The sequence below is a fragment of the Isoptericola jiangsuensis genome (assembly GCF_002563715.1).
In the GTDB taxonomy this organism is placed as follows: domain Bacteria; phylum Actinomycetota; class Actinomycetes; order Actinomycetales; family Cellulomonadaceae; genus Isoptericola; species Isoptericola jiangsuensis.
Window position 1 is genome coordinate 642,631 of record NZ_PDJJ01000001.1, and the last position, 26,810, is coordinate 669,440.

General features: G+C 73.3%; 23 protein-coding genes. 12 read left to right on the forward strand and 11 right to left on the reverse strand.

Going from position 1 to position 26,810, the window contains the following annotated elements; genetic code table 11:
• Positions 1–5 precede the first annotated feature (5 nt).
• Both ATJ88_RS02970 and ATJ88_RS02975 read right to left on the reverse strand, forming a co-directional pair.
• Positions 6–1,382: an FtsX-like permease family protein gene (locus ATJ88_RS02970; RefSeq protein ID WP_098462542.1), complete on the reverse strand. Its 1,377-nt coding sequence runs from the start codon at positions 1,380–1,382 to the stop codon at positions 6–8.
• Positions 1,379–2,077 carry an ABC transporter ATP-binding protein gene (locus ATJ88_RS02975; protein ID WP_098462543.1) on the reverse strand — a complete coding sequence of 233 codons (699 nt, stop codon included), beginning with the start codon at positions 2,075–2,077 and terminating at the stop codon, positions 1,379–1,381. The genes ATJ88_RS02970 and ATJ88_RS02975 overlap by 4 nt, the downstream gene beginning before the upstream one ends.
• A gap of 105 nt (positions 2,078–2,182) precedes the next feature.
• Here ATJ88_RS02975 and def point away from each other — a divergent pair, with 105 nt between their 5' ends.
• On the forward strand, positions 2,183–2,869 hold the full coding sequence (gene def, locus ATJ88_RS02980) for a peptide deformylase (protein WP_098462544.1): 687 nt from the start codon (positions 2,183–2,185) through the stop codon (positions 2,867–2,869).
• Positions 2,870–2,878: 9 nt separating this feature from the next.
• On the opposite strand, the gene ATJ88_RS18530 is transcribed toward def, so the two are convergent.
• Together ATJ88_RS18530 and ATJ88_RS02990 are read right to left on the reverse strand one after the other, a co-directional pair.
• On the reverse strand, positions 2,879–3,646 hold the full coding sequence (locus tag ATJ88_RS18530) for a hypothetical protein (protein ID WP_211287451.1): 768 nt from the start codon (positions 3,644–3,646) through the stop codon (positions 2,879–2,881).
• Between the two features lie 122 nt (positions 3,647–3,768).
• Positions 3,769–4,341, reverse strand: coding sequence for an alpha/beta hydrolase family protein (locus tag ATJ88_RS02990; RefSeq protein WP_098462545.1), 573 nt, complete (start codon positions 4,339–4,341; stop codon positions 3,769–3,771).
• Between the two features lie 50 nt (positions 4,342–4,391).
• Here ATJ88_RS02990 and ATJ88_RS02995 point away from each other — a divergent pair, with 50 nt between their 5' ends.
• The 3 genes from ATJ88_RS02995 to ATJ88_RS03005 all read left to right on the forward strand — a co-directional run bounded on the left by ATJ88_RS02995 (position 4,392) and on the right by ATJ88_RS03005 (position 7,660).
• Entirely contained in the window at positions 4,392–4,988 is a 597-nt protein-coding gene (locus ATJ88_RS02995) for a pentapeptide repeat-containing protein (protein WP_098462546.1), read from the forward strand.
• Between the two features lie 135 nt (positions 4,989–5,123).
• Entirely contained in the window at positions 5,124–6,194 is a 1,071-nt protein-coding gene (locus tag ATJ88_RS03000) for a glycoside hydrolase family 43 protein (protein ID WP_098462547.1), read from the forward strand.
• Between the two features lie 137 nt (positions 6,195–6,331).
• The gene (locus ATJ88_RS03005; protein ID WP_170023501.1) at positions 6,332–7,660 is read left to right on the forward strand and encodes an oligosaccharide MFS transporter; all 1,329 of its coding nucleotides are present in this window, start codon (positions 6,332–6,334) and stop codon (positions 7,658–7,660) included.
• Here the strand turns inward: ATJ88_RS03005 and ATJ88_RS03010 are convergent.
• Positions 7,650–8,510, reverse strand: coding sequence for a universal stress protein (locus tag ATJ88_RS03010; protein ID WP_098462548.1), 861 nt, complete (start codon positions 8,508–8,510; stop codon positions 7,650–7,652). The two genes, ATJ88_RS03005 and ATJ88_RS03010, sit on opposite strands and share 11 nt — an antisense overlap.
• Before the next feature lie 82 nt (positions 8,511–8,592).
• Here ATJ88_RS03010 and ATJ88_RS03015 point away from each other — a divergent pair, with 82 nt between their 5' ends.
• The gene (locus ATJ88_RS03015) at positions 8,593–10,782 is read left to right on the forward strand and encodes an acyltransferase family protein (protein ID WP_098462549.1); all 2,190 of its coding nucleotides are present in this window, start codon (positions 8,593–8,595) and stop codon (positions 10,780–10,782) included.
• Positions 10,783–10,848: 66 nt separating this feature from the next.
• Here ATJ88_RS03015 and ATJ88_RS03020 read toward each other — a convergent pair whose 3' ends face one another.
• Positions 10,849–11,544 carry a hypothetical protein gene (locus ATJ88_RS03020; RefSeq protein WP_098462550.1) on the reverse strand — a complete coding sequence of 232 codons (696 nt, stop codon included), beginning with the start codon at positions 11,542–11,544 and terminating at the stop codon, positions 10,849–10,851.
• A gap of 207 nt (positions 11,545–11,751) precedes the next feature.
• Between ATJ88_RS03020 and ATJ88_RS03025 the strand changes: the two genes are divergently transcribed.
• On the forward strand, positions 11,752–14,319 hold the full coding sequence (locus ATJ88_RS03025; RefSeq protein WP_098462551.1) for an ATP-dependent Clp protease ATP-binding subunit: 2,568 nt from the start codon (positions 11,752–11,754) through the stop codon (positions 14,317–14,319).
• A 227-nt stretch (positions 14,320–14,546) separates the two neighbouring features.
• On the opposite strand, the gene ATJ88_RS03030 is transcribed toward ATJ88_RS03025, so the two are convergent.
• Entirely contained in the window at positions 14,547–14,996 is a 450-nt protein-coding gene (locus ATJ88_RS03030) for a rhodanese-like domain-containing protein (RefSeq protein ID WP_098462552.1), read from the reverse strand.
• Between the two features lie 70 nt (positions 14,997–15,066).
• On the opposite strand from ATJ88_RS03030, the gene ATJ88_RS03035 reads away from it, so the two are divergent.
• Positions 15,067–16,086, forward strand: coding sequence for a helix-turn-helix domain-containing protein (locus ATJ88_RS03035; protein ID WP_098462553.1), 1,020 nt, complete (start codon positions 15,067–15,069; stop codon positions 16,084–16,086).
• Positions 16,087–16,095: 9 nt separating this feature from the next.
• Here ATJ88_RS03035 and ATJ88_RS03040 read toward each other — a convergent pair whose 3' ends face one another.
• From ATJ88_RS03040 to ATJ88_RS03050, 3 genes are read right to left on the reverse strand one after another with little or no spacing between them, the layout of a single operon-like run.
• Positions 16,096–16,770: an HAD hydrolase-like protein gene (locus tag ATJ88_RS03040; RefSeq protein ID WP_098462554.1), complete on the reverse strand. Its 675-nt coding sequence runs from the start codon at positions 16,768–16,770 to the stop codon at positions 16,096–16,098.
• A gap of 16 nt (positions 16,771–16,786) precedes the next feature.
• Positions 16,787–17,800: an NAD-dependent epimerase/dehydratase family protein gene (locus ATJ88_RS03045; protein WP_425432651.1), complete on the reverse strand. Its 1,014-nt coding sequence runs from the start codon at positions 17,798–17,800 to the stop codon at positions 16,787–16,789.
• Between the two features lie 43 nt (positions 17,801–17,843).
• Entirely contained in the window at positions 17,844–18,611 is a 768-nt protein-coding gene (locus tag ATJ88_RS03050; RefSeq protein WP_098462556.1) for an IclR family transcriptional regulator, read from the reverse strand.
• Positions 18,612–18,678: 67 nt separating this feature from the next.
• Here ATJ88_RS03050 and eda point away from each other — a divergent pair, with 67 nt between their 5' ends.
• From eda to ATJ88_RS18275, 3 genes are all read left to right on the forward strand, one after another.
• Positions 18,679–19,329 carry a bifunctional 4-hydroxy-2-oxoglutarate aldolase/2-dehydro-3-deoxy-phosphogluconate aldolase gene (eda, locus tag ATJ88_RS03055; protein ID WP_098462557.1) on the forward strand — a complete coding sequence of 217 codons (651 nt, stop codon included), beginning with the start codon at positions 18,679–18,681 and terminating at the stop codon, positions 19,327–19,329.
• A gap of 3 nt (positions 19,330–19,332) precedes the next feature.
• Positions 19,333–20,439 carry a sugar kinase gene (locus ATJ88_RS03060; RefSeq protein WP_098462558.1) on the forward strand — a complete coding sequence of 369 codons (1,107 nt, stop codon included), beginning with the start codon at positions 19,333–19,335 and terminating at the stop codon, positions 20,437–20,439.
• Between the two features lie 172 nt (positions 20,440–20,611).
• Positions 20,612–23,284, forward strand: coding sequence for an OmpL47-type beta-barrel domain-containing protein (locus ATJ88_RS18275; protein ID WP_170023503.1), 2,673 nt, complete (start codon positions 20,612–20,614; stop codon positions 23,282–23,284).
• 170 nt (positions 23,285–23,454) lie between these two features.
• On the opposite strand, the gene ATJ88_RS03070 is transcribed toward ATJ88_RS18275, so the two are convergent.
• On the reverse strand, positions 23,455–24,492 hold the full coding sequence (locus tag ATJ88_RS03070; RefSeq protein ID WP_098462560.1) for a LacI family DNA-binding transcriptional regulator: 1,038 nt from the start codon (positions 24,490–24,492) through the stop codon (positions 23,455–23,457).
• Between the two features lie 345 nt (positions 24,493–24,837).
• Between ATJ88_RS03070 and ATJ88_RS03075 the strand changes: the two genes are divergently transcribed.
• On the forward strand, positions 24,838–25,854 hold the full coding sequence (locus ATJ88_RS03075; RefSeq protein ID WP_098462561.1) for an ABC transporter permease: 1,017 nt from the start codon (positions 24,838–24,840) through the stop codon (positions 25,852–25,854).
• Positions 25,848–26,774 (forward strand): carbohydrate ABC transporter permease, encoded by a 927-nt coding sequence (locus tag ATJ88_RS03080; RefSeq protein WP_098462562.1) that lies wholly within the window; start codon positions 25,848–25,850, stop codon positions 26,772–26,774. Before ATJ88_RS03075 ends, ATJ88_RS03080 begins: the two co-directional genes overlap by 7 nt.
• Positions 26,775–26,810: the final 36 nt, after the last annotated feature.

A 26,810-nucleotide genomic window follows, 5' to 3' on the forward strand; every position in this document is an offset into this window, starting at 1 on the left:
CGCGGTCAGAGGGCCCGGCTCGGGTGGGCGAGGATGTCGGGCACGAGGCGGGCGGCGACGGACGCGGCGAGGCGGACGGTGCCGACCCCGGCGGCGAACACGACGACGAACGTGCCGATCGCGACGGGCTGCGTGAAGACGAGGAACCCGACCAGGGGCGACACGAGGACGGCGGCGGTGAGCGCGGACCCGCCCGCCACCGACCAGACGGTCGACATGACGGACCGGCGGGCGGCCTCGGCCATGACGGACGGCGGGACGCCGAGCCGGTCCATCGCGACGTGCACGGCGGCGCGGTCCAGGGTGGCGGCGGCCTGGTTGACGGCGACGGAGCAGGCGACCATGACGAACGAGACGGTCATGGTGACCAGCAGCCCGGTGGAGACGTCCGCCATGAGCCACCGCTCCTGCGGGTTCGAGGCCTCGGTGGCGTTCGACAGGGCGAGCCCGACGCCACCGAACACCCCGACGAAGCTCGTCATGGCCAGTCCGCTGACCTGACGCCACGCGGTTCGCGGGTCGTCGAGGACGCGGCGGGCGGCGAGCAGCCGGGGGACGTCGTCCGCGCGGCGCAGGCTCCGCCGGGCCCGGGCGGCGACCCACCAGGGGCCGGCGAGGTTCAGGGCGAGCAGCATGCCACCGAACGCGGCGGCGAGCACCCCGACCACGAGGACGATCCCGCCGACCTCCCCGGCGAGGCCGAGCAGCTGGGAGGACCCGACGCCCGCGAGCAGGACGGCGGCGGCGACGACGGCACGCACCCACCCGGCGGTGGCGGGCCGCTGCCGGGTGCGCACCCCCAGCGGGGTGACGACGACGGCGCGCAGGCCCGCGGCGGCGCTGACGGCGGCGAGCACGACGACCACCAGGACGACGAGCGGCAGCCACGTCCAGGGCAGCCAGACGTCGCCGCCGAGGGGAGCGCCCCGGAACCGGAGCAGCCCGAGCAGTGGAGCGGTCGCGGCGTACAGGACGAGCCCGGCGACCGCACCGACGAACGCACCGGCGGCGGCCTCCAGCACGGTCAGGGCGGTGACGGTCCCCCGCGTGGCGCCGAGCAGCCGCAGGGAGGACAGCCGGTCGTCGCGGCGGCGGGCCGCCAGCCGCGCCGCGGACGCGCCGACGGTGAGCAGGGGCACGACGAGCAGCACCAGCGCGATGACGGCGAGCGTCGCGTAGGTGGCGGCGAGGTCGTCGTCGCCACGGAAGAAGCTCTGCGCGCCGCCGGCGACGAGCGCGAGCAGCGCGGTGACGACGCCGTAGGCAGCGACGGGCAGCCGGACGCCGACCCCGGTGTCGCGGCGGCGCAGGAACAGCGGGGCCAGGCGGACGGCGGTGGCGAGGGACCCGGGCGGACGGGCGCCGGGCACGTCGGGGCTCATCGGGTGACGTCCGCGGTGTCGGCGACGACGCGGCCGTCGCGCAGGTGGACGGTGCGGGCACAGCGTGCGGCGACCTCGGGGTCGTGCGTGACCACGACCAGGGTGCGGCCCGTGGCGACGGACGCGAGCAGGACGTCGAGGACGTCGGCGGAGGTCGCGGAGTCCAGGGCACCGGTCGGCTCGTCCGCGAAGACCAGGCGGGCACCGGTGACGTGCGCGCGGGCGATGGCGACGCGCTGCGCCTGCCCGCCGGACAGCTCGCCGAGACGGCGCCGCTCCAGCCCGGCCAGACCGAGGTGCGCCAGCTGCTGCGCGGCCTCCGCCTCGGCCTGCGCCCGCGACACCCCCACGAGCATGCGGGCCACCGCGACGTTCTCCAGCGCGGTGAGCTCGTCGAGCAGCAGACCCTGCTGGAACACGAACCCGAGCTCCTCCCGGCGCAGGCGGGAACGACCGGCGTCGTCGAGGGCACCCAGGGCCACCGCACCCTGGCGCGTCGCCACGGTGACCTCCCCCGCGGTCGGGGAGAGGATCCCGGCGAGGCAGTGCAGCAGCGTCGTCTTGCCCGACCCGGACGCACCGGTCACGGCGACCGACTCCCCGACGGCGACGTCGAGGTCGACCCCGTCGAGGGCGGGGGCCGAGGAGCCGGGATAGGTGAGGGAGAGCCCGCGGGCGGACAGCAGCGTGGTCATGGCACCCACCGTCCCACCGGGCACCGGCCGGGCGCGTCGCCCCGCGGTCCGATCCTGGCGGGTGCCGTGTCAGACCACGGGATGACGGCCGGTTAGTCTCGTGGCATGGCTTGGAGCTTCGGGCGCAGACGTCCCACCACGTACCTCCTCGGTGAGGCCGTCGACCCGTACCCGGCGCAGGTGCCGGAGGCGCGGCGCGGCCGCGTCCTGCGCATCACGGAGATCGGCGAGCCCGTGCTGCACGCCCCCGCGCGCACCGTCGAGGAGTTCTCCACGCCCGAGCTGGCGCGGCTCGTCGACGACCTGTTCGCGACGATGGAGGTGGCGCAGGGCGTCGGCCTCGCCGCGCCGCAGGTCGGCGTCGACCTGCGGGTGTTCGTCTACGACCTCACCGACGACCGCGGCGACCGGCACGTCGGCCACGTCGTCAACCCGGTCCTGGAGATCGACGAGACGTCCGACCTCGTCACCGAGGACGAGGGCTGCCTGTCGGTGCCGGGCGCCTACGAGCCGCTGGCCCGCCGCGAGACGGCGCGCGTGAAGGGTGTGGACCAGCACGGCGCGCCCGTGCAGCTCGAGGCCACCGGCTACCTGGCGCGCGCCTACGTCCACGAGTGCCAGCACCTCGACGGCACCCTGTACTGGGACCACCTGGACGCCGACGCGCAGCAGCGGGCGCTCGCGGAGCGGGACGAGGAGCGGGCCGAGGTCCTGGCCGAGCGTCGCGAGCTGGCGATCGAGCTCGGCAAGACGCCGCCGGAGTACCCGGCGGAGCCGGCCGGGGGTCGCTGACCCCTCCGGTCACTCGGTGCGGCGGCGCGACCGCCACGCGACGATCCCGCCGGCCGCGACACCCGTCGCGGCCAGCGCGAGCCCGGCGCCGGCCCACAGGTCACCGTCGAGCAGCAGGCTGTGCGGGCTGTCGTCGCGGTTCGCGAGCGCGGCGGGCCGGACGGCGCCGGCCGCCGCGGACGGCGAGGTGCTGGGTGTCGGGCTCGGCGTCGCCGAGCGGCTCGGCGAGGGCGACGGGGACGGCGAGGGGGACGGGCTCGGGCTCGGCGACGGGGACGGCGTGGGCGTGGGCGTGGGCTCGGCCTCCGGGGTGGGGGTCGGCGACTCCTCGCGCTCCCGGTCGTCCTCGTCCCGGTCGGGCGTCCGGCTGGCCGACGGCGTCGGGGACGGCTCGGCCTTCGGGGGCGGGCCGGCCGACGCGGCGGGCTCCGTGCAGGCACCGCCGTCGTCGTTCCACTCCCCGACGCCGGGTACCCGGACGTAGACGACGCAGTAGCCGTCGGGCATCGCGGCGGGGGCGCCGGCGAACGGGACGAACCCCGACCGGCCGTTCGGCAGAGGCTCGGTCAGCCACTCGTACCGCCAGCCCTCCAGGCTGCGGACGGAGTACCCCACCAGGTCGTCGCCACCGGCGCCGCGGTCACGGCCGTGGTAGGACACGCCGGAGGTCGAGACCTCGAGGTCGCCGTCGGCTGCCGACGCGGCGACGGCCGACGGCACGGCGAGCCCGCACGCGAGGGCGACGGTGAGCAGGGTACGGGCGGCAGCGGCGCGCACGAGGACCTTCCGACGCTGGGAGCCGGGCGGCCCGGCGAGTTCGCCGCCATCGTAGCGGGGTCGGCGTGGCGTCCGTCACGGGCGTCGTGGCCACCACCGGGGACGTCGGCGCGGGCGGGGCGTCAGAGAGTGTCGAGCCAGCGCACGACGGCGGCGGCGACGGCGTCCAGGTCCTTGACGTCGTGCGTGCCGGGCAGGGTGACGCGGGTGACGGGCCCCGGGATCGCCGCGGTGTGCTCGGCGAGCTCGTCGGGGGTGCCGAACGGGTCGCGGTCACCGCCGACGAACAGCACGGGCAGGTCGAGGTCGCCGAGGTGCTCGGTGCGCAGCCGGTCCGGCCGGCCCGGGGGGTGCAGGGGGTAGCTGAGCAGCACGAGCCCGGCGGCGGGCAGGCCCTCGGCGACGGCCATCGAGCACATGCGCCCGCCGTAGGAGCGGCCCCCGAGCAGCAGCCGTCCGGTGCCGACGCCCAGCCCGGCGGCGAACCGCTCGGCCTCGGCCCGCACGTGCGCCACGGCGACGGGGGCGCGGTCGGGCATGCGGCGCCCCGCGGTCCGGTACGGGAAGTCGACGCGCTCCACGGCGACGGCGGGGTCGAGGGCGCTCACGGCGTCGTCCACGGCGCGCAGGGCCCGGTGGTCGCGGTCGGCCCCGGCGCCCGGGGCGAGGAGAAGTCCGGCGGGGCGGGTGCTCATCGCCCCAGTGTCGCCGATCCGGTGTCGCCGGGCCGCGCTACCGTGCCCGGATGGAGTCGCAGCAGGGCGGGACGGTCGTCGGGGCGGACTGGTCCGACGAGGACCTCGACGGCGTGGTGCTCGAGGGCGTCGAGCTGGTCGACGTCGACCTGTCCGAGGCGCGGGTGCGGGGCGCGACCTTCACGGGGTGCACGTTCCGCGGGGTGCTGCTCAACGCGTCGTCGTGGGAGGACTCCGCGTTCACGTCGTGCCGGTTCTCCCGGGTCGACCTGTTCGACGCGGAGCTGGCGCGCTGCAAGCTGGTCGGGTCGACGTTCGACGACTGCCGGTTCGCCCTGCTGCGGGCGGTGCAGGGCGACTGGTCGTTCACGGAGCTCCGGCGGGCGGTGCTGGACGGGGTGCACCTGGAGGGGCTGCGGCTGCGGGAGGCCGACCTGTCCCAGGCGCGGGCGCGCGGCGCGACGCTGCTGGGCCTGGACCTGTCGGGGGCCGTGCTGGACGGTGTGGACCTGGGCGGCGCGGTGCTGCGGGGCAGCGACCTGTCGGCCCTGGACCCGCGGTCGGCGCGGCTGGAGGGCGCGGTGGTGGACGCCGTGCAGGCGGTGGTGCTGGCGGAGTCCCTGGGCGTGGTCGTGACCGGGGACTGACCGTCCCGCGCGTCGTCACCGTCCGGTTTCGTCGGTTTCGCGCGCGTCATATCACAGTCGTCGGAGGTTCCCGGGGCGGGGGCGGTGCGTTAACGTAGCCGTAATACATCGTTGTACAACCCTGAAGGAACTGCCATGAAGGACCAGGTCGACGTCAACCCGATCGTGCTCCAGCGCGCGGACCCGCACGTGCTGCGTCATGACGGGCAGTACTACTTCACGGGCTCCTACCCGGCCTACGACCGGGTCGTCCTGCGCCGGGCAGCCCGGCTCGAGGACCTTCAGGCCGCGCCCGAGGTGACGATCTGGACCCGGCACGCCACGGGTCCGCAGTCGCACCTCATCTGGGCGCCCGAGATCCACCGCGTCGGCGACGCCTGGTACGTCTACTTCGCCGCCGCCCCGAACGACCACGGCACCGCCGACCTGCCCGGCACGCCCGAGACCTTCAACCACCGCGTGTTCGTGCTCGAGTGCACCGACGCCGACCCGATGACGGGGGAGTGGGTCGAGCGCGGCCAGGTCGACACCGGCTGGGAGTCGTTCGCGCTGGACGCCACGACGTTCGTGCTCGACGGCACCCAGTACCTCGTGTGGGCCCAGCAGGACTTCGAGGTCCGCGGCCACTCGAACCTCTACATCGCCCCGATGGCCGACCCGTGGACGCTGGCCGGCCCCGCCGTCGAGCTGACGCGCCCAGAGTTCGACTGGGAGGTCAAGGGCTTCTGGGTCAACGAGGGCCCGTCCGTCCTGGTGCGCGACGGCCGGGTGCTCCTCACCTACTCGGGTGCGGCGACCGGCGTCGACTACGCGATGGGCGTCCTGGCCGCGGACGCCTCCGCCGACCTCCTCGACCCGGCGTCGTGGACCAAGAGCCCGGACCCCGTGTTCGTCTCCGACCCGTCGGTGCACCAGTACGGGCCGGGCCACAACTCGTTCACCGAGTCGCCCGAGGGCGAGACCGTGCTGGTGTACCACGCCCGCACGTACACCGAGATCGTCGGGGACCCGCTGTGGGACCCGAACCGTCACGCCTGCGCGCAGGTGCTGCCCTTCGACGCCGACGGCAACCCCGTGTGGGGCACGCCGGCGCCGCTCGGTCGCCCGGTGCCGACCTCGACCGACGTGCTGACGCCGGACGGGACGGCCGTGCTGTCCGTGGCCGAGCAGGCCGCCGAACCGGAGGTCCTCGCCGCGCAGCGGTGACCTTCCTCACGGTGGGCGTCGCCGCTGGTCACGGTGACGGCGGCGCCCCGCGGCCAGGCCGCACCCAATTTCTATCGTTTACCGTGTAGGTGTGCCGGGCCGACCGACGTCCCGGTGCAGTCACCCGAGGAGCGTCGATGACCGACCACCACCACACCGCCGTCGAGGTCGAGGGCCGTCCCACCACCGGAGCGCGCGCGTCCCTGCGCAACCCCGTGTTCTGGAACGTCGGAGGCCTGTTCTTCTTCTACTTCGCCATCTGGCAGCTGGCGATGACGTTCCTCAGCCCGTGGCTGGCCGAGGAGGCCGGCATGAGCAGCGGCAACATCGGGCTCGTGTTCTCCGTCATCGCGCTCGTGGCGTTCTGCCTCCAGCCCTTCTACGGGTACATCCAGGACCGGCTCGGGTTCCGCAAGAACCTCCTCGCCTTCGTCGTGGTCTGCGCCGCCTTCGTCGGCCCGTTCTTCGCGTTCGTGTTCCTGCCGATCGTGTCGTTCAACGAGGTCGTCGGCGCCGTCGTCGCGGGCATCTACCTCTCGCTCGTGCTCAACGCGGGCGTCGGCGTCGTCGAGGCGTTCAACGAGCGCACGTCCCGCGCCAACGGCTTCGAGTACGGCCACGTGCGCCTCTTCGGCTCGCTCGCCGGTGCCACCGCCTCGCTCGTGGGCGGCTTCGTCTGGGCGTCCGACCCGAACAACATCTGGTGGGCCGGCACGTTCTCCGCGATCCTGCTCGGCGTCCTGCTGTTCGTCGTCCGCACCCCCAAGCCGGGCGACCCCGGCTACACCGCCATCAGCGCCGACTCCTCCGACACGGCCCCCCGGGCCGACTCCGGCGCCGTCAAGGCCCTGCTGCGCAACCGCTCGTTCGTCGGCTTCATGATCCTCATGTTCGGCACCGCCGCGCTCTACGACGTGTTCGACCAGCAGTTCGCGATCTACTTCGCGCAGCACGCCACCGGCGTCGCCGACCCGCAGGTGCTGTTCTCCCGCGTCGTGTTCGTCCAGATCCTGCTCGAGGCCGCCGTCATGGTCGCCATGCCGTTCCTCATCAACAGGATCGGCGCCAAGTGGGGCCTGATCCTCTTCGCGATGGTGCTGATCGTGCGCGTCATCGGCTCGGCCTTCGTCGTGCACACCTGGGCGCTCATCCTGTGGCGCCTGCTCGCCGCCATCGAGATGCCGCTCATGCTCATCTCCGTGATGAAGTACATCACCCGCATGTTCGACGTGCGGATCTCCGCCACGGCCTACATGGTCGGGTTCAACATGGCCAAGGCCGCCGGCGTCTTCATCTTCTCGTGGGTGTTCGGCCTGTCCTACGACGCCATCGGCTTCTCCGCGTCGTACGTCGTGATGGCGGTCGTCGTCGTCGCCGTCACCGCCGCCGCCATGTTCCTCATGCGCAGCGACCGCGGCCGGCCGGACCCGGGCGCCGTGTCCGCCGAGCGGGCGGTCACCGCCTGAGCACGGTGACGGGGCAGGGCGCGAAGTCCAGCACCTGACGGCTGGTCGAACCCAGCACCAGCCTGTCGAACCCACCCAGCCCACGGGTGCCGACCACCAGCCGGTCGGCACCCGTGGCTGCTTCCACGAGCATCTTCGCGGCCTGGCCGTGCAGCACCTGGGGGCGCACCCGCTCGGCGGGCAGCGACACGCCCGCGTCCCGGACCGCCGCGTCCAGGCAGTCCCGGGCGAACCTCTCGTAGTCGTCGATCGGGGGCGCCCAGCCCCACGACCCCGGCAGCGGGGCGAGGGTCGTGATCTGCCACGCGAACACGGGCTCCAGCACCGCGCCGATCCGCTCCGCCACCTCCGCGCCGTGCCGCAGCGCCGCCACCGACGGCACCGACGTGTCCACGCCGACGACCACCCGCGGCTCGGCCCCGTCCACGAGCTCGGGCGTCGGGCCGTCGTCCAGGCGTCGCACCACCGTGACCGGCACGTCGGCGTTCTCCGCCACCGTGGTCGACACGCTGCCCAGCACCCGGCGCCCGACCCGGCCGCGGCGACGCCGACCCAGCACCAGCATGACGGCCCCGTGCGCCGCGGTCAGCAGGGCCTCCGGCGCCGGACCCGGCAGGCACACCACGTCCACGTCCACGTCGACGCCGTGCCGGGCGGCCGCCCGGTCGACGATCTCCCGGGTCCCGGCGAGCCGCTCCGCCCGCACCGGCTCCAGGTCCGCGGCGTCGCGCTCCGGCGCCGCCTGGACCACCGTCAGCCCGACCCCGCGGGACGCGGCCTCCGTCAGCGCCCAGTCCAGCGCCTCGTCCGCCTCCGCCGAACCGTTGACCCCGACCACGATGCCGTCCATGTCCGCAGGATAGGTCCGCCCGCCGGGCCCGGCAGGTCGGACGGACGGGCCCGCACCGGCGCCGTCGCCTAGGGTGTCGCGCATGTCCCGCACCACCCCCGTGACCGCCGCGCGCCCCGACGCCGGCGCCCCGCGCGCCGCGGTCGGCGGCGGCGGGAACCGCGCCGACATCCAGGGACTGCGCGCCCTCGCGGTCGCGGCCGTGGTCGTGTTCCACCTGTGGCCGGGCGTCCTGACCGGCGGGTACGTCGGCGTCGACGTGTTCTTCGTGCTGTCCGGGTTCCTCATCACCAGCCACCTCGTGCGCCGGCCCGTCGGCTCGCCCCGGGCGCTGGCCGACTTCTGGGCGCGGCGCGTGCGGCGCCTCATCCCCGCCGCGACCCTCGTGCTCGCCCTGACCCTCGTCGCGGCCGTCGTCTGGCTGCCGTCCACCGTGCTCGCCGGGACGGCGCGCGAGGTCGCCGCCTCCGCCCTCTACGTCGAGAACTGGCACCTCGCCCGGTCCGAGGCCGACTACCTCGCGGCCGACCAGGCGCACTCGCCCGTCCAGCACTACTGGTCGCTGTCCATCGAGGAGCAGTTCTACCTGCTGTGGCCCGTGCTCCTGGGCGCCGCCACCTGGACCGCCCTGCGCGTGCGGCGGTCCCGGGCCCGGCGGGCGGCCGGCCCGGCGAGCGCCTCCGGGGACGTGCCGGACCAGGACGCGCGGCGGACCGCCGCCCGCACCGCGGCCCTGGTCACGGGCGTGGTCGTGGTCGCGTCCCTCGCCCGCTCCGTCCAGCTCACGGCCGCCGAGCCCGCCGCCGCCTACTTCGTGTCCACCACCCGGTTCTGGGAGCTCGGCCTCGGTGGTCTCCTCGCCGCGCTGCTGGCGCTGCGCACCACCGCCGGCCGGCCCGAGGTCCCGGACGGTCCGGCCGCGCGGGTCCTGCGGCCCGTCGCCGCGTGGGCCGGGCTCGCGATGATCGTCGTCGCCTGCCTCACGTTCGACGCCGACACCCCGTTCCCCGGCACCGCAGCCCTGCTGCCGACCGTCGGCACCGCGCTCGTCGTCGCCGCGGCCGCCGACCCGCTGCGCGGCGGACCCGGGCGCCTGCTCGGACGCCGGCCCGTGCAGTGGCTGGGCGACGCCTCCTACTCCGTCTACCTGTGGCACTGGCCCCTCGTCGTCATCGTGCCCGTCGCCCTCGACACCGACGGCCCGCTCGTCATGGTCGGCGTGCTGGCCGCCACCCTCGGGCTCGCCGCGCTGTCCCGCACCTGGGTCGAGGAACGCCTGCGGCACCACCCCCTCCTGGTGCGCCGTCGTGCCGCCACGTTCGTGCTGCTCGCCGTGTGCGTCGGCGTCGTCGCCGGCGCCGGGACGGTCGTCGCGCAGCGCACGGAGACCGCCCAGCGGGAGGCCGCCGCCGCGTTCGCCGTCGCCGTCGAGGAGGCCGGTGACTGCCTCGGCGCCACGGTCGAGCGCGACCCGTCCTGCCCGCGGCCCGCCTTCGTCACCCCGCCGCTCGTCGCCGCCGAGGACCGGCCCGTCGTCTACGCCGACGGCTGCTGGAACAACACCCCGTTCACCACCCGGAACACCTGCACCTACGGGCCCGCCGACGCGACCACGCGGATCGCGCTCGTCGGGAACTCCCACGCCGGGCACTGGGTGCCCGCCCTCACCGACGCCCTCGACACCGAGGGGTGGCGGCTCACCACCTACCTCCAGTCGGTCTGCTACACCGTCGACGACCTGCTCGACATCGAGGGCACCGGCGTCGCGGAGAGCTGCCGCGACACCAACCGGTGGGCCGTCGACCAGGTCGTCACGGGCGGCTACGACCTCGTCGTGCTGTCCGACCGGACGAACCAGCCGCTGGCCGACATGCCCGAGGACGAGCAGGAGGCCGCCGCGCAGGCCGCCTACGCCGAGACGCTCGCGGCCTTCACGGACGCCGGGATCCCCGTGCTCGTGCTGCGCGACACCCCGGCGATGCCCGCGGACGTGCCCGACTGCGTGGCGCTCCACCCCGACGACCTCGACCGGTGCGGCGCCCCGCCCGCCGTCGCGCTCGAGCCCGACCCGCTGGCCGCCGCGGCCGCCGCGGACACCACCGGGCTGGTGTCCGTCACGAGCGTCGAGGACCTCATGTGCGACCCGGACCTCTGCCACGCCGTCGTCGGCGGTCTCGTGGCCTACTTCGACCACGGTCATCTCACCGCGACGTTCGCCCGCACCCTCGCGCCCGAGGTGACCGGCGCCGTCCGCGACCGCCTCGCCGGCTGACGCGAGCCAGCGCAGCGTCCTGCGGGTCAGCGCACAGCAGCGCGAGTCAGCGCAGGCTCCCGCGAGTCAGCGCGGCGGTGGCGGGTGCAGCAGCGAGCGGATCGGACGCGTGACGATGTCGACGCGGTCGACCAGGTCGCCCGGCCCCGTGACGACGATCGCCCGCCCGCGCGCCGTCACGTGCACCGCCACGACGTCGCGCACCTCCACCCGCGTCGCGGGGCGCGGCTGACCGTCCACGCGCAGCTCGCCGGTCTCCAGCGGCACCGCGTCGACCTCCGCGACGATCGCCCGCATGGCGGAGCGGTAGTCGGCGAACCCGTCCGCGAAGTCCGGCACCGCGGGGTCGCCGTCGGCCTCCACGGGGGCGGCGATGTCGGCGTGCAGGGGTGCGGCCAGCGCCCCGCTGCACGCGGCCCGCACGACGTCCTCGACGAGGTCGTCGGTCACCTCCGAGCGCAGCGTCTCGACCTCGAACGCCTCGCCCGCGAACGTGCGGTACGACCGCACGAACCGGTCCGACGTCGGGTCGACGCGGTGCTCGTCGCCCGTGAGGGCCTCGTCCTCCAGGTCCAGGCCCCAGGTGAGCGGGTCGTCGACCTCGCCCACGACGCCCGAGAACTGCGCCATCCGTTCGTCCACGACGTCGTGCGGACCCACGGACGGCAGCCCGTGCCGTTCGGCGTCCGTCGGTGTCGACGCGGCGGCGTCCCCCTCGCGTCCGGTGTCGTCGTGCCCTGCGTCCCGTCCGACGTCGTCCATGGCGGACCTCCCGGTGAGCGTGACCTCTTGCACAGACCTTGCCCTTCCATCGTCTCGCTCGGCAACGGGGCACGCCGTCACGCCCCTGGCGAACAAGGGCATTCCGAGGGGGTCGGGCGGGTTCGCACCGCATAGAGTCGTAGCGGTCAGGCTGTCGCCGTCATCTCCGACGGGGTGCAGGAAAAGCCGCTCGTGAGGGAGCAGCACATGTTCGAGAGATTTACGGACCGAGCCCGTCGGGTGGTCGTCCTCGCTCAGGAAGAGGCGAGGATGCTCAACCACAACTACATCGGCACGGAGCACATCCTGCTCGGCCTCATCCACGAGGGTGAGGGCGTGGCCGCGAAGGCGCTGGAGTCGCTGGGCATCTCGCTCGACGGCGTGCGCGCGCAGGTCACCGAGATCATCGGCGAGGGCCAGCAGGCCCCCAGCGGGCACATCCCGTTCACGCCGCGTGCCAAGAAGGTGCTGGAGCTGTCGCTGCGCGAGGCGCTGCAGCTCGGCCACAACTACATCGGCACCGAGCACATCCTGCTCGGCCTCATCCGCGAGGGCGAGGGTGTCGCGGCGCAGGTGCTCACCAAGATGGGCGCCGACCTCAACAAGGTGCGCCAGCAGGTCATCCAGCTGCTGTCCGGCTACCAGGGCAAGGAGCCGGTCGCGGCCGGCGGCCCGGCCGAGGGCCAGCCGTCCGGCTCGGCCGTGCTCGACCAGTTCGGGCGCAACCTCACCCAGGCCGCCCGCGAGGGCAAGCTGGACCCGGTGATCGGGCGCACGCAGGAGATCGAGCGCGTCATGCAGGTCCTGTCGCGCCGCACCAAGAACAACCCGGTGCTGATCGGCGAGCCCGGCGTCGGCAAGACGGCGGTCGTCGAGGGTCTCGCCCAGGACATCGTCCGCGGCGACGTCCCCGAGACGCTGAAGGACAAGCAGCTGTACACGCTCGACCTCGGCGCGCTGGTGGCCGGGTCGCGCTACCGCGGTGACTTCGAGGAGCGCCTGAAGAAGGTCCTCAAGGAGATCCGCACCCGCGGCGACATCATCCTGTTCATCGACGAGATCCACACCCTCGTCGGGGCGGGTGCCGCTGAAGGAGCGATCGACGCCGCCAGCATCCTCAAGCCGATGCTGGCCCGCGGCGAGCTCCAGACCATCGGTGCGACCACGCTCGACGAGTACCGCAAGCACGTCGAGAAGGACCCGGCCCTGGAGCGTCGCTTCCAGCCGATCCAGGTCAACGAGCCGTCCCTCGAGCACGCCATCGAGATCCTCAAGGGCCTGCGCGACCGCTACGAGGCGCACCACCGCGTGTCCATCACGGACTCCGCGCTGGTCTCCGCCGCGCAGCTCGCCGACCGGTACATCAACGACCGGTACCTCCCGGACAAGGCGATCGACCTCATCGACGAGGCGGGCGCGCGCCTGCGCATCCGTCGCATGACCGCCCCGCCGGAGCTCAAGGAGCTCGACGAGGAGATCGCCGAGGCACGCCGCGAGAAGGAGTCGGCGATCGACGAGCAGGACTTCGAGAAGGCCGCCGGCCTGCGTGACACCGAGAAGCGGCTCACGCAGCAGCGCGCCGACAAGGAGAAGGCCTGGAAGTCGGGCGACCTCGACACGGTCGCGGAGGTGGACGACGAGCTCATCGCCGAGGTGCTGGCGATGTCGACAGGCATCCCGGTCATCAAGCTCACCGAGGAGGAGTCGAGCAAGCTCCTGCACATGGAGGACGAGCTGCACAAGCGCGTCGTCGGGCAGGACATCGCGATCAAGGCGCTCTCCCAGGCGATCCGTCGCACCCGTGCCGGCCTCAAGGACCCGAAGCGTCCCGGCGGCTCGTTCATCTTCGCCGGCCCCACCGGCGTCGGGAAGACCGAGCTCGCCAAGGCGCTCGCCGAGTTCCTGTTCGGTGACGAGGACGCGCTCATCCAGCTCGACATGTCCGAGTTCTCGGAGAAGCACACGGTCTCGCGGCTGTTCGGCTCGCCCCCCGGCTACGTCGGGTACGACGAGGGTGGCCAGCTCACCGAGAAGGTGCGTCGTCGTCCGTTCTCCGTCGTCCTGTTCGACGAGGTGGAGAAGGCGCACGCCGACATCTTCAACTCGCTGCTGCAGGTGCTCGAGGACGGCCGTCTCACCGACTCCCAGGGTCGCGTGGTCGACTTCAAGAACACCGTCATCATCATGACGACGAACCTCGGCACGCGGGACATCGCCAAGGGCGTCCAGACCGGCTTCAACGCCGGCGGCGACCTGGTGACGTCCTACGAGCGGATGAAGGCGAAGGTCAACGAGGAGCTCAAGCAGCACTTCCGGCCCGAGTTCCTCAACCGTGTCGACGACACCGTCGTGTTCCCGCAGCTCTCCCAGGACGAGATCATCCAGATCGTCGACCTGGAGATCGCGAAGCTGGACAAGCGTCTGCGCGACAAGGACATGGGCATCGAGCTCACCCAGGCCGCGAAGAACCTGCTCGCCGAGAAGGGCTACGACCCGGTCCTCGGTGCGCGTCCGCTGAAGCGGGCCATCCAGCGGGAGATCGAGGACACCCTGTCCGAGAAGATCCTGTTCGGCGACCTGCGTCCGGGCCAGCTCGTGCTGGTCGACGGCGAGGGCGAGGGCATCCTCGGGGAGTTCACGTTCCGCGGGGTCGACAAGGCCGAGCACGAGCGCGGCCCGGTCTCGGTCGGCGCCGCCTCGGCGCTCGACGCCCCGACGGGCGTGTCCGTGAAGGACCTCCCGCCGACCGGTCAGATGCAGGCCGGCGCGGAGTGACCCCGACCGTCGGCTGACGGTCCGGACCACCTCCGGAGCTCGAAGGCCCCGGACCCTCCTCACAAGGGTCCGGGGCCTTCGCCGTGCCCGCCGCCTCCGCGAGTCGGCGCAGGTTCCCGCGACTCAGCGCAGGTTCCCGCGACTCAGCGCTCGACGGCGCGAGTCAGCGCAGATGCCCGCGACTCAGCGCAGGTTCCCGCGACTCGGCGCGGGACCGTCGCCGACGGTCAGCGGACGTTCGTCAGCGGGTCCACGACGGGGTGCCGGAGGGTCCCGTCGCCCGTCTCGACGGTGAACCCCTCCCGCACCCAGTACTCGTAGCCGCCCAGCATCTCCTTGACGCGGTAGCCGAGGGTGGCGAAGGCGAGCGCTCCGCGGGTGGCGCCGTTGCAGCCCGGACCCCAGCAGTAGGTGACGACGGGCAGGTCGGGGTCGATCAGCCCGGCGGCCCGCAGCCGCACCTTGCCGCCGGGCAGGTGCACGGCGCCGGGGAGGTGACCGGCGTCCCAGGCCTCCGCCGAGCGCACGTCGACGAGGGTGAACGCCTCGCCGGCCGCGACGGCGGCGTGGACGTCGGAGACGTCGGTCTCGACGGCGAGGCGCGCCGCGAAGTGCGCCGCGACGGTCGCGGGGTCGAGGTCGGGGGCGAAGCCGAGGTGAGAGGTCGTGATCTCCATGCGTCGATCGTCGATCAGCCCGCCGGGCAGGAGAAGTGGCGTGGACGCCGACGACCGCTAAGATCCCGCCATGCGCCAGCCCGACCCCGCCCCGCGCCCGCTGCCGGCACCGGGCCGCCCGCACCGGGTCGCCGTGCTGGTCACGCCGGGCATGGCGCCGTTCGAGACCGGCGCCGTCGTCGAGGTGTTCGGCCTGCCCCGACCGGAGGTGTCGGGCCCCTGGTACGCGCTCGACGTGTGCACGCCGGACCCGGACCGTCCGGTGGCGATGGTCGGCGGACTCTCGGTGACGGTGGCGCACGGCCTGGACGTCCTCACGCGGGCGGACACCGTCATCGTGCCCGCCACGGTGGACGTCCGTACCGGGCCCGAGCCGCGCGTCGTCGACGCGGTCCGCCGGGCCGCCGAGCGTGGCGCCCGCGTGGTGTCCATCTGCTCGGGGGCGTTCACCCTGGCGGCCGCGGGCCTGCTCGACGGTCGCCGGGCGACGACCCACTGGCGGTACGCGGACGAGTTCCGCCGCCGGTTCCCCGCCGTCGAGCTGGACCCGGACGTGCTGTGGGTCGACCACGGGGACGTCCTGACCAGCGCGGGCAGCGCCGCGGGGATCGACCTGTGCCTGCACCTGGTGCGCTCCGACCACGGGTCGGTCGTGGCGAACACGGTCGCGCGGAGGCTCGTGGTGCCGCCGCACCGGGACGGCGGCCAGGCGCAGTTCGTCGACGCGCCCGTGCCGGACGCGGCCGGGACCGACGGCGTGTCCCTGGCGATGGCGGCGGTCCTGCGGGACGTCGCGGCCCCGGTGACGGTCGCGGCGATGGCCCGCACGGCCCTGATGTCGGAGCGCACGTTCCTGCGCCGGTTCACCGAGCGCACGGGCACGTCGCCGGTGCGCTGGGTGGTGGGGCAGCGGGTGCAGGCGAGCCTGCCGCTGCTCGAGGGCACGGACCTGCCGGTCGAGGAGGTCGGTGCGGCCGTCGGCTTCGCCAGCCCGGCGACGTTCCGCCACCACTTCGGGCAGGTCCTGCGCACCTCGCCGTCCGCGTACCGGCGCACGTTCCGGCGCGACGAGACCGCCGGGGCGGCCTGAGCCGGCGGCTCAGCGCCCCAGGAGCTCGAGCACGGTCGCGGCGAGGTCCGCCACGTCCTCGACGACGGCGAGGGCGCCGGCGCGCTCCAGCTCGCCGTCGACGGCGTACCCCCACGAGACGCCGAGGCAGCCTACGGCGTGCACGGCCGCGCCGTGGACGTCGTGCTCGCGGTCCCCGACCATGAGCACCGGCCCCGCGCCCGGCGTACCGGGGCGGGGCAGGTCGAGCGTGGCCAGCGCCCGCTCGATGACGTCCGCCTTCGTCGACGTCGACTCGTCCAGCGGTGCCCCGAAGACGGCGTCGACGAGGTCGCCCAGCCCGAACTTCGCGCAGACGGGCTGGGCGTACACCTCGGGCTTGGACGTCGCGACGGCGAGGGTGCACCCGGCCTCGCGCAGCGCGGCCAGCGCCTCCGGGATCCCGGCGAACACGGTCGCGTCGTACATCCCGCCGTCGGCGTACACCGACCGGTAGGCCGTGACGGCCTCGCCGACACGCTCCGGCGGGACGCCGTGCGCCGGGAAGGAGTCGGTGATGGGCGGGCCGACGAACGTGCGCAGCGTCGCGGCGTCGGGCACGTCGAGCCCGAGGGTCCGGTAGGCGTGCGCGGCGGAGGACGTGATGCCGGGTGCCGAGTCCATGAGGGTGCCGTCGAGGTCGAGGAGCACGAGAGGTGAGGTCACGGTGCCACCCTACGGATCACGGCGCGGCGGGCAGCGAGCGGGCGTGCTCGACGAGCCGGTCGAACGCCGCGTCGAGGGCGGTGTCGACCTGCTGCGCCTCCGGGTGCGCGTCGAACCAGGCGATCTGCTCCTGCGCGCCGACGTCGTAGGTGACGGTCGGGCGGAACTCCGGCACGAGCGCCGTCAGGTGGGAGCAGTCGAACACCATGGAGTGCGCCTTGTCGCCGAGCAGGCCGTCGCCGACGTCGGGCAGCACGCGGGCGATCGTCTCGGACGCGACGTGCACGATCTCCGGGTCGGGGACGCCCGCCGCCTCGCCCAGCCACGTGTAGACCTGGTCCCAGGTGGGCGCGTGGGTGCCCATGACCTGGAACGCGTCACCGATGGCGAGGGGGTGACCCAGCAGCCCGACGAACCCGACCGCGAAGTCCTCGGTGTGCGTGAGCGTCCACAGGCTGGTGCCGTCCCCGTGCACGACGACGGGCCGCCCCGCCCGCATCCGGGCGACGTCGGTCCAGCCTCCCGTGGTGGGCAGCAGCGTGCGGTCGTAGGTGTGGCTCGGGCGCACGACCGTCGCGGGGAACGCGTCCTCGCGGTGGGCGCGCACCAGGACGTCCTCGCCCGCGATCTTGTCGCGCGAGTACTGCCAGAACGGGTTGCGCAGGGGCGTGGCCTCCGTCACGGGCAGCCGGGCCGGGGGCGTCTGGTAGGCGGAGGCCGACGAGACGAAAACGTACTGGCCGGTGCGGCCCGTGAACCGGTCGACGTCGCGCGCGACGTGCTCCGGCGAGAACGCCCGGAACTGCGCGACGACGTCGAAGTCGCGCCCCGCCAGGGCGGCGTCCACGGCGTCGTGGTCGCTCGCGTCCGCGGTGAGCTGCTCGACGTCGCCGGGCAGCGGGCGCGTGGTCGACCGGCCGCGGTTGAGCACCGTGACGCGGTGGCCCTGCGCGACGGCGCGGGTGACGGACGCGGCGCTGATCACGCCGGAGCCGCCGACGAAGAGGATGTCGAGGGGGTTGCGGGTCATGGACGCCATGCTGCCCGACGGCGGCGCGCGGCGCCGGACGGCGTCAGCGGGTGGCGACCGGCGCCGGGACGGTGAGGCCCGCGGGGAGGTGGTCGGGCAGGGTGCGGGTCAGGGCGGCGAGCCGCTCGGCGCGCGCCCGCCCCGTCATCCGCTCCACCGGGGCCGTGATCGAGACCGCCGCGACGGGTCGGCCGGCGCGCAGCACCGCGACGGCGGCGCAGGCGATGCCCCGCTCGTTCTCCTCCGTCTCGCTCGCGACACCCGTGCCGCGAGCCTCGCGGACGGCCTCGCGCAGCCGGTCAGGTGTCGTCGAGGGGGTGAGGTAGGGCGCCAGCACGGCGTCGTCGTCGGTGTCCCGCAGGGGGCCGGCGGCGAGCAGCGCGCGGCCGAGGGCGGTCGTGGCGGCGGGGCGTCGGCGGCCGACGGCGGACCAGACCCGCACGGCGCGCTGCGGCTCGACCTTGTCGAGGTAGACGACCTCCTGCCCGGCGAGCACGCCGAGGTGCACCAGCTCGTCGACGTCCTCGCACAGGGCGTCCAGGGCGGGGCGCAGCAGGTCGGGCAGGTTCTCCTCGGCGAGGAACGTGCTGCTCAGCGCGAGGATCGCCGGGCCGAGCCGGTAGGCGCCGTCGTCGCACTGCTCGGCGTAGCCGCGGTGCCGGAGTGCGGCGAGCGTGCGGTGCAGCGTGGACTTGTTGGCGCCGACCTCGGCGGACAGCTCGGCGAGGGGGATCCCGGCGGCGCCGGCGCGACCGAGGGCGTCGAGGGTGAGGAGCGCTTTGTCGACGCTGCCGAGCGGGCTGGGTCCCATGGGTACCTTCCGGTAAGGTGATTTCGCAGTGAACAACAGACGTTCACCATAGCGAAACGGAGACGATATGTCAGCCCCCGACGCCGCCGTCCTGGAGACCCTCGGCCGGCACCGCATCGTGCCCGTCGTCGTCGTCGACGGTGCCAAGCAGGGCCTCGCCCTCGCCGACGCGCTGATCGCCGGCGGCCTCCCCGTCGCCGAGATCACGCTGCGCACGGCCGGCGGGCTCGACGCCATCCGCGCCGTCGCCGCCGAACGCCCCGACGTCGTCGTCGGCGCCGGCACCGTCACCACCGCCGACCAGGTCGACGCCGTCGCCGCCGCCGGCGCCCGCTACATCGTGTCGCCCGGCCTCTCGGCGAAGGTCGTCCAGCGCGCCCAGGAGCACGGCGTCCCCGTCCTGCCCGGCGTCGCCACCCCCACCGAGATCATGGCCGCGCTCGACCTCGGCCTCCACACCGTCAAGCTCTTCCCCGCCTCCGTCGTCGGCGGCCCCGCCGCCCTCAAGGCGTTCGCCGCACCCTTCCCCGGCCTGCGGTTCGTCCCCACCGGCGGCGTCAGCGCCGCCAACCTCGCCGACTACCTCGGCCTTCGGCCCGTCCTCGCCGTCGGCGGCTCCTGGATGGTCGACAAGTCCCTCGTCGACGCCGGCGACTGGACCGAGATCACCCGCCGCAGCGCCGAAGCCGTCGCCCTCGTCAAGAACCAGGAGTCCTGAACCGTGGCCAACCCCTCCGTCACCACCCGCCCCGCCGCCGACTGCCGCTACGACGTCGTCGCCCTCGGCGAGGTCATGCTCCGCCTCGACCCCGGCGACCGGCGCGTCCGCACCACCCGCAGCTTCGACGTCTGGGAGGGCGGCGGCGAGTACAACGTCGCCCGCGGTCTCCGCCGCGCCTTCGGGCTGCGCGGCGCCGTCGTCACCGCCCTCGCCGACAACGAGGTCGGCCGCCTCGTCGAGGACTTCATCCTCACCGGCGGCCTCGACACCTCCTGGATCCAGTGGCACCCGTACGACGGCATCGGCCGCACCGTGCGCAACGGCCTCAACTTCACCGAGCGCGGGTTCGGCGTCCGCGGCGCCGTCGGCGTCAGCGACCGCGGCAACACCGCGATCTCCCAGATGAAGCCCGACGACGTCGACTGGGACGCCCTGTTCGGCTCCGGCGTGCGCTGGCTCCACACCGGCGGCATCTTCGCCGCCCTGTCCGAGTCCGCCGCCGACGTCGCCGAGGCCGCGATGTCCGCCGCCCGCCGCCACGGCACGATCGTGTCCTACGACCTCAACTTCCGCCCCTCCCTGTGGAAGGGCATCGGGGGCATCGAGCGCGCCCGCGAGGTCAACCAGCGCCTCGCCCACCACGTCGACGTCATGATCGGCAACGAGGAGGACTTCACCGCCTCCCTCGGCTTCGAGGTCGAGGGCGTCGACGAGTCCCTCACCGACCTCGACACCGGCGCCTTCCGCGCCATGATCAGGACCGCGTCCGAGGCGTACCCGAACTTCCAGGTCATCGCCACCACCCTGCGCGGCGTCAAGACCGCCACCGTCAACGACTGGGGCGCCATCGCCTGGTCCCGCGCCGAAGGGTTCGTCGAGGCCACCCACCGCCCCGACCTGGAGATCTACGACCGCGTCGGCGGCGGCGACTCGTTCGCCTCCGGCCTCGCGTACGGCCTCATGGAGCTCGGGTCGCTGCAGGAGGCCGTCGAGTACGGGGCCGCGCACGGCGCCCTCGCCATGACCACCCCCGGCGACACGACGACGGCGAACCTCGCCGAGGTCGCCAAGCTCGCCGGCGGGGGCAGCGCGCGCGTCCAGCGCTGAGCCGCCGCGGCTCGCCGCGCGCAGGTCGGGTGCCGGGACCGACACCCGGCACCCGACCACGAGCGCGCCTCCCGCACCCTGACCGGACGCGCCCTGCCGGTATCTTCCGCGCGGGCCGACGCTCCCTCTCAGGCAGCAGGCCCCTCCGGCCCGCTCGTCCGAGGAGCGACCCATGGCTGCGCGCAGTGTGACCCTCAAGATCCAGAACGACCTCGACGTCGCCCTGGTGAGCGACCACGACAGCATCCAGCACGGCATCTGGGGCACCGCGCCGCCGCCGCGCATCGAGCCCGGCACCACCGGCCAAGGGGTGGCGGAGTCGAGCGGCGTCGCGACAGGCACGGAAGGCACCGTCTGGTACCGCCTCGACGTCCCGGGATCGACGGGCCTCGTGCGGTTCCACTGGGACAACCCCTTCGCGGGCAGCAACAACTACGACCAGGACGGCCCCGCCGTCGTGAGCGTGGTCCGGCTCGGTGACGGCCGGGGCAACGACTCCACCGCGCACTGGGTCGTGGCCGACGCCTCGACGACCGGTGACGGCATCCCCGACGCCTGGAAGACCGCCGGGGCCACGATCGACCCCGGCGGCGGCGTCGGCCCGCAGTACGTCGACCTGCCCGCGATGGGCGCCACCGTCGGCAAGCCCGACCTGTTCGTCCACCTCGACTGGATGGAGGACGGCACCCACACGCACCGGCCCACCGACGCGGCGATCAAGCTCGTCGTCGACGCCTTCGCGGCGGCGCCGTACATCGCCCGCAACGGCGCGGTCGGCATCAACCTGCACGTCGACGCCGGCCCGAGCAGCATCATGAACTTCGGGACCGGGGCGACCTGGGGCGGACTCAGCCGAGCGGCGTCCGTCGGCGAGGTCACCCAGCTCGGCACCGGGACCGTCGACGCCGCCAACAGGCTCGTCACCTACGACTGGACCGAGTTCGACAAGCTCAAGAACCGCACCGGCGGCGTCGTGCAGTCCGGCCGCGCGCCGATCTTCCGGTACGCCGTCGCGGCGCACCAGCTGGCCTCCTCCGGCAACAGCGGCGTCGGCCGGCTACGCGGGTCCGACTTCGTCGTCAGCCTCGGCACGTTCGTGGGCGTCACCGACCGGCAGACGGCCGGCACCTTCATGCACGAGCTCGGCCACAACCTCGGGCTCGACCACGGCGGCACGGACGCCGTGAACAACAAGCCGAACTACCCGAGCGTCATGAACTACCTCTGGCAGTTCTCCGGGGTCAGCCGCGGTGGCGCGTTCGTGGTCGACTACTCGCGGGTGGCGCTCGCCCTGCTCAAGGAGGCTGCGCTCAACGAGACCGTCGGGCTCGGACCCGGCGCGGTCGGCTACGCGACAGCCAGGTGGGTCCCGGGCGCGGGCGGGGCACCGGGCGCGTTCGTCAACGTCGCCAACGCCGCCGGGCCCGTCGACTGGGACGCCGACGGCGCCGCGAACAAGACCGCGGTGCCCTTCGACGTCAACGGCGACGGCACGCGGACCGACCTGCAGCCGTGCAACGACTGGCTCAACGTCAAGCTGCGGGGTGGCGCGATCGGCGCCGGCGGCTTCGCCCCGCCGCCGATGGTCACCTCCGTCCCGAGGGAGCTGACGCCCGCGGACCAGGCGCGCATCAGGCCGCCGGACAGCACCCCGCCGGTGACCTCGGCGAGCGTCTGGCCGACGCCCAACGCCGCCGGCTGGAACCGGACCGCCGTCACCGTCACGCTCACCGCGACCGACGACATCTCGGGCGTCGCCCGCACCGTCTACGACGTCGACGGCGTCGGGCCGACGACGTACACCTCGCCCGTGCCGATCGGCACCGAAGGCGTGCACGAGTTCGGATACTCCTCGGTCGACCACTCGCAGAACACCGAGGCGCGGCACGAGATCGCGGTCAGGCTGGACCTCACCGCGCCCGAGGTGGTGATCAGCTACGACCCGGTCGTCGACGACCTCGTCGTCGAGGGTCGTGACGGCCTCTCCGGTGTGGTCGCGAGCCCGGTCCCGCCGACGAGCCGGTCCGACGTCGAGTGGACGCCCTTCGGCTCCGACGTCGCCGAGCTGCGGGTCTACGAGGTGCGGGACCGCGCGGACAACGTCACGACGCTCCACCTCAAGGTCCGGTGCTCGCCCTTCGCGTTCGAGGCCAGCGTGCTCGCGATCCGGTACGACGACGCCCGGTCCCGCGACCACGCACTCGACGAACGGCCACCGTCCGAGACGGAGGAGCCACGCACGGTGGGCCGCGCGAGCTCGCGCGCACCACGGAACACGATGGTGTTCGAGCGGCTCGTCGGGCGGAATGCGTCGGCACCGCTGCTCGGGGTGCGCCAGCTCGTCGCCATCGGCGCGGGCGATGCGCGCCGGACGGTGAAGGCTCGCTGGGACGCGCTCGACGACCTGACGATCCTCGTCCGCGAGTCGGGCACGGGGACGTGCGGTCCGTGCGGACCGGACCGTGAGCGGGAGGAGCGGGAGCAGCGGGAGCGGGAGGAGCGTGAGCGGGAGGAGCGGGAGGAGCGGGAGGAGCGGGAGGAGCGGGAGCAGCGGGAGCAGCGGGAGCGGGAGGAGCGGGAGCAGCGGGAGCGGGAGGACCGTGAGCGGGAAGAGCGGGAGCGTGAGCGGGAAGAACGGGAGCGTGAGCGGGAGCGTGGTCGGACCGGGTGCTGTGGGGACGACGACGCCGGCGACGACGGGGCGCACGAGGGTGGGCGCGACGACCGCGGCAGCGACGACGCCGATGCACCGTGCGGTCCGACCGTGGTCTCCGAGACCGACCTGCGGGGACTGCTCGTGCTGCACGTGATGTCCGAGGACGGGCGTCTGCACGTGCTCGAGTGACCCGTCCCCCCTGCGGTTCTCGGCGCGGAGGGCGCGCGCAGGGCCGGGCTGACTCGTGCTGGGCTGCGCTGACTCGGCGGGATCTGCGCTGAGTCGCGGGAATCTGCGCTGACTCGGCGGGATCTGCGCTGAGTGGCCGGAGTCTGCGCTGAGTCGCGGGGAGCCGCGCGTCAGGGGGGCGGGGGAGCGGTGGTCTCGCGGACGATGAGGTCCGTGCCGAGGTTGAGCTTGGTGGACAGGGGGGTCTGCTGGTCGGCGAGCTCGAACAGCATGCGGGCGGCCGCGGAGCCCATCTCCTCGAGGGGCTGACGGACGGTCGTGAGGGCGGGGGCGGTCCACTGGGCGAGGGGGACGTCGTCGTAGCCGACGACGGAGAGGTCCTCGGGGACGCGGAGGCCGAGGTCGCGGGCGGCGCGCAGGACGCCGAGTGCCTGCATGTCGGAGCCGGCGAACACGGCGGTGGGACGGTCGGGGCGGTCGAGGAGGTCGCGGCCGGCGCGGTATCCGGACTCGACCTCGAAGTCGCCGGTGCGGCGCAGGTGCGGGTCGAACGTGACGCCGGAGCCGTCGAAGGCGCTGCGGAACCCGTCGAGGCGGGCGCGGCTGCACAGCATGTCGGCGGGGCCGCTGATGACGGCGATGCGGCGGTGGCCGAGCTGGAGGAGGTGGCGGGCGGCGACGAGGCCGCCGTTCCAGTTGTCGGACCCGACGACGGGGACGTCGACGGGGGGTTCGCCGTCGGTGTCGATGACGACGAACGGGATGCCGCGGCTGACGAGCTGGCGGCGTTGGGGTGCGCTGAGGCCGGAGGCGACGAGGAGGACGCCGACGGGCGGTCGCAGCAGGGTGGCGTCGAGCCAGGTCTGGGGCGGGCGGTGGAGGCCGCCGAGCTCGGACAGGATGACGCTGCTGCGGGCGGCGGCGGCGGCCTTCTCGACGCCGCGGATGATGCCGAGGGACCAGATGGACCCGAAGTGGTGGAAGACGAGGTCGATGAGGCCGGTGCCCGCGGCGGGGGGTGCGGCGCGGCGACGCCGGTAGCCGGCGCGTTCGAGGGCGTCCTCGACGCGGGTGCGGGTGGAGTCGGCGACGTCGGTGCGGCCGTTGAGGACCTTGGACACGGTGGGGGCGGACACGCCGACCTCGCGCGCGATCTGCGCGATCGTGGGCGCGGTGGTGCTCGGTGGTGGTGTCCCCGTGGTGGTCATGGGTGTCCTTTCCGGGCCTGCGGTGGCGGCCTGCGGCGCGGGCCGGCGTCGGCGCGGGGCGCGGGTCGCAAGTTTCGAGTTCGACTCTAGTCCCCTGCGATGTGCATGAGAACTCGTGCAAACGTTGTCAGTCCGGGTGAGGGCGCTGATCAGCGGGTGAATCCGGCGTCGATGTCCTGTCAACGCCGAGATCCTGTGATCGGACCGTGATGGTTGCTTCACTTGACCGACCTGTGACGGCGGTCCTACTCTGCCGCTATCGATAACGTTTTCATTGTCGAAAGTTTCGAACAGTCGTGGCAGTGATGCCTCGACGTTCGCCACGATGACGTGACGGGAGCAGGTATGGCACACGGTGCCGGGGCGCTGACGGCCCCGCCGGCGGACACGGGCGGTGAGCTCGCCCCGCCGGCCGAGAGCAGGCAGGGCGGCAAGGAGCCGCGACGGTCGCGCGGCCACCGCCTCACGTGGCGGCAGGCGCTGCGCAAGGACTGGCGGCTGTACACGTTCGTCGCACTGCCGCTGCTGTTCTTCGCCGTCTTCAAGTACGCGCCGATGATCGGCAACGTCATCGCGTTCCGCCGGTTCCGGCCGGGCGGCAACCCGCTGGGCGACGAGTGGGTCGGCTTCTACTACTTCGAGATGTTCATCAACAACCAGCAGTTCTGGACGGTGTTCTGGAACACCGTGATCCTGGGCCTGCTGACGTTGGCGATCTGCTTCCCGCTGCCGATCGTGCTGGCGCTCCTGCTCAACGAGCTGCGCTCGCGCCGGTTCAAGAAGATCGTGCAGACGATCTCCTACCTGCCGCACTTCATGTCGATCGTCATCGTCGCGGGCCTCGTGCTCCAGCTGACGTCCGTCAACGGCACGGTGAACCAGCTCGTCACGCTGTTCGGCGGCGACCCGATCGCGTTCATGCAGCAGCCCGAGTGGTTCCGCACCATCTACGTCAGCTCCGAGGTCTGGCAGACCGTCGGCTGGGGCACGATCCTCTACCTCGCCGCCCTGACGACCATCGACGACCAGCTCTACGAGGCGTCCCGCATCGACGGCGCGAACCGCTGGCAGCAGACCTGGCACATCACCCTGCCGGGCATCCGCCCGACCATGATGGTGCTGCTCATCCTCAACATCGGCACCTTCATGGCGGTCGGGTTCGAGAAGGTCCTGCTCCTGCAGAACCCGCTCATCTACTCCACGGCGGACGTCATCTCGACCTACCTGTACCGGGTCGGCATCCAGTCCGCGCAGTTCTCCTACGGCACCGCGATCGGCCTGTTCGAGGCCGTCATCGGGCTGGTCCTCGTCCTCACCGCGAACTACGTGTCGCGCCGCACGGTTGGAGCGTCCCTGTGGTGACCGAGACCCGCACCCCCGACCTGGCGGCGGTCCGCCAGAGCACGACGACCATCAAGGACACGCCGGGCTACCGGACCTTCCGCTGGTCCAACGTCGTCCTGCTGCTGATCGTCTGCGCGGTGACGCTCTACCCGTTCGTCAACCTGGTCGCCAAGGCGTTCTCCTCGGAGGGCTTCATCGCGGCCGGCGAGGTCAACCTGTGGCCGCGCGGCTTCAACCTGGACACGTTCCAGGTGGTGCTCGGCGACTCGCTGTTCTGGCGCAACTACGGCAACACCCTGCTGTACACGGTGCTGGGCACGGCGATCTCGATGGCCCTGACGACGCCGTACGCGTACGCGCTGAGCCGGCAGCACCTCAAGGGGCGCAACTTCTTCATCGGCGTCGCCGTGTTCACGATGTTCTTCTCCGGCGGCCTGATCCCCAACTACATCCTCGTCGCGGACATCCTCGGGATGCGCAACACGATGTGGGCGATCGTCCTGCCGGGCGCGATCAGCGTCTTCAACCTGCTCGTCATGAAGTCGTTCTTCGAGAACTTCCCGGCCGAGCTCGAGGAGGCCGCCGCGATCGACGGCCTGACGACGTACGGGATCTTCTTCCGGATCGTGCTGCCGCTGTCCAAGGCGGTGCTGGCGACGATGACGCTGTTCTACGCCGTCGGCCTGTGGAACTCGTGGTTCAACGCGTTCCTGTACCTGGACCAGAAGGAGCTGTTCCCGGTCACGGTCTACCTGCGCAACCTCATCGCGGCCGCGACCAGCCCCGCGGCGGGCTCCACCGGCATGGAGGCCGTGCAGATCGGCGCGAACATCCAGGCGGTGACGATGCTGCTCACCGTCCTGCCGATCATCTGCCTCTACCCGTTCATCCAGAGGTACTTCGTCTCCGGGGTGATGCTCGGCTCGGTCAAGGGCTGAGCCGACCTTCCCCGACGGGGCACACCCCCGCCTCCC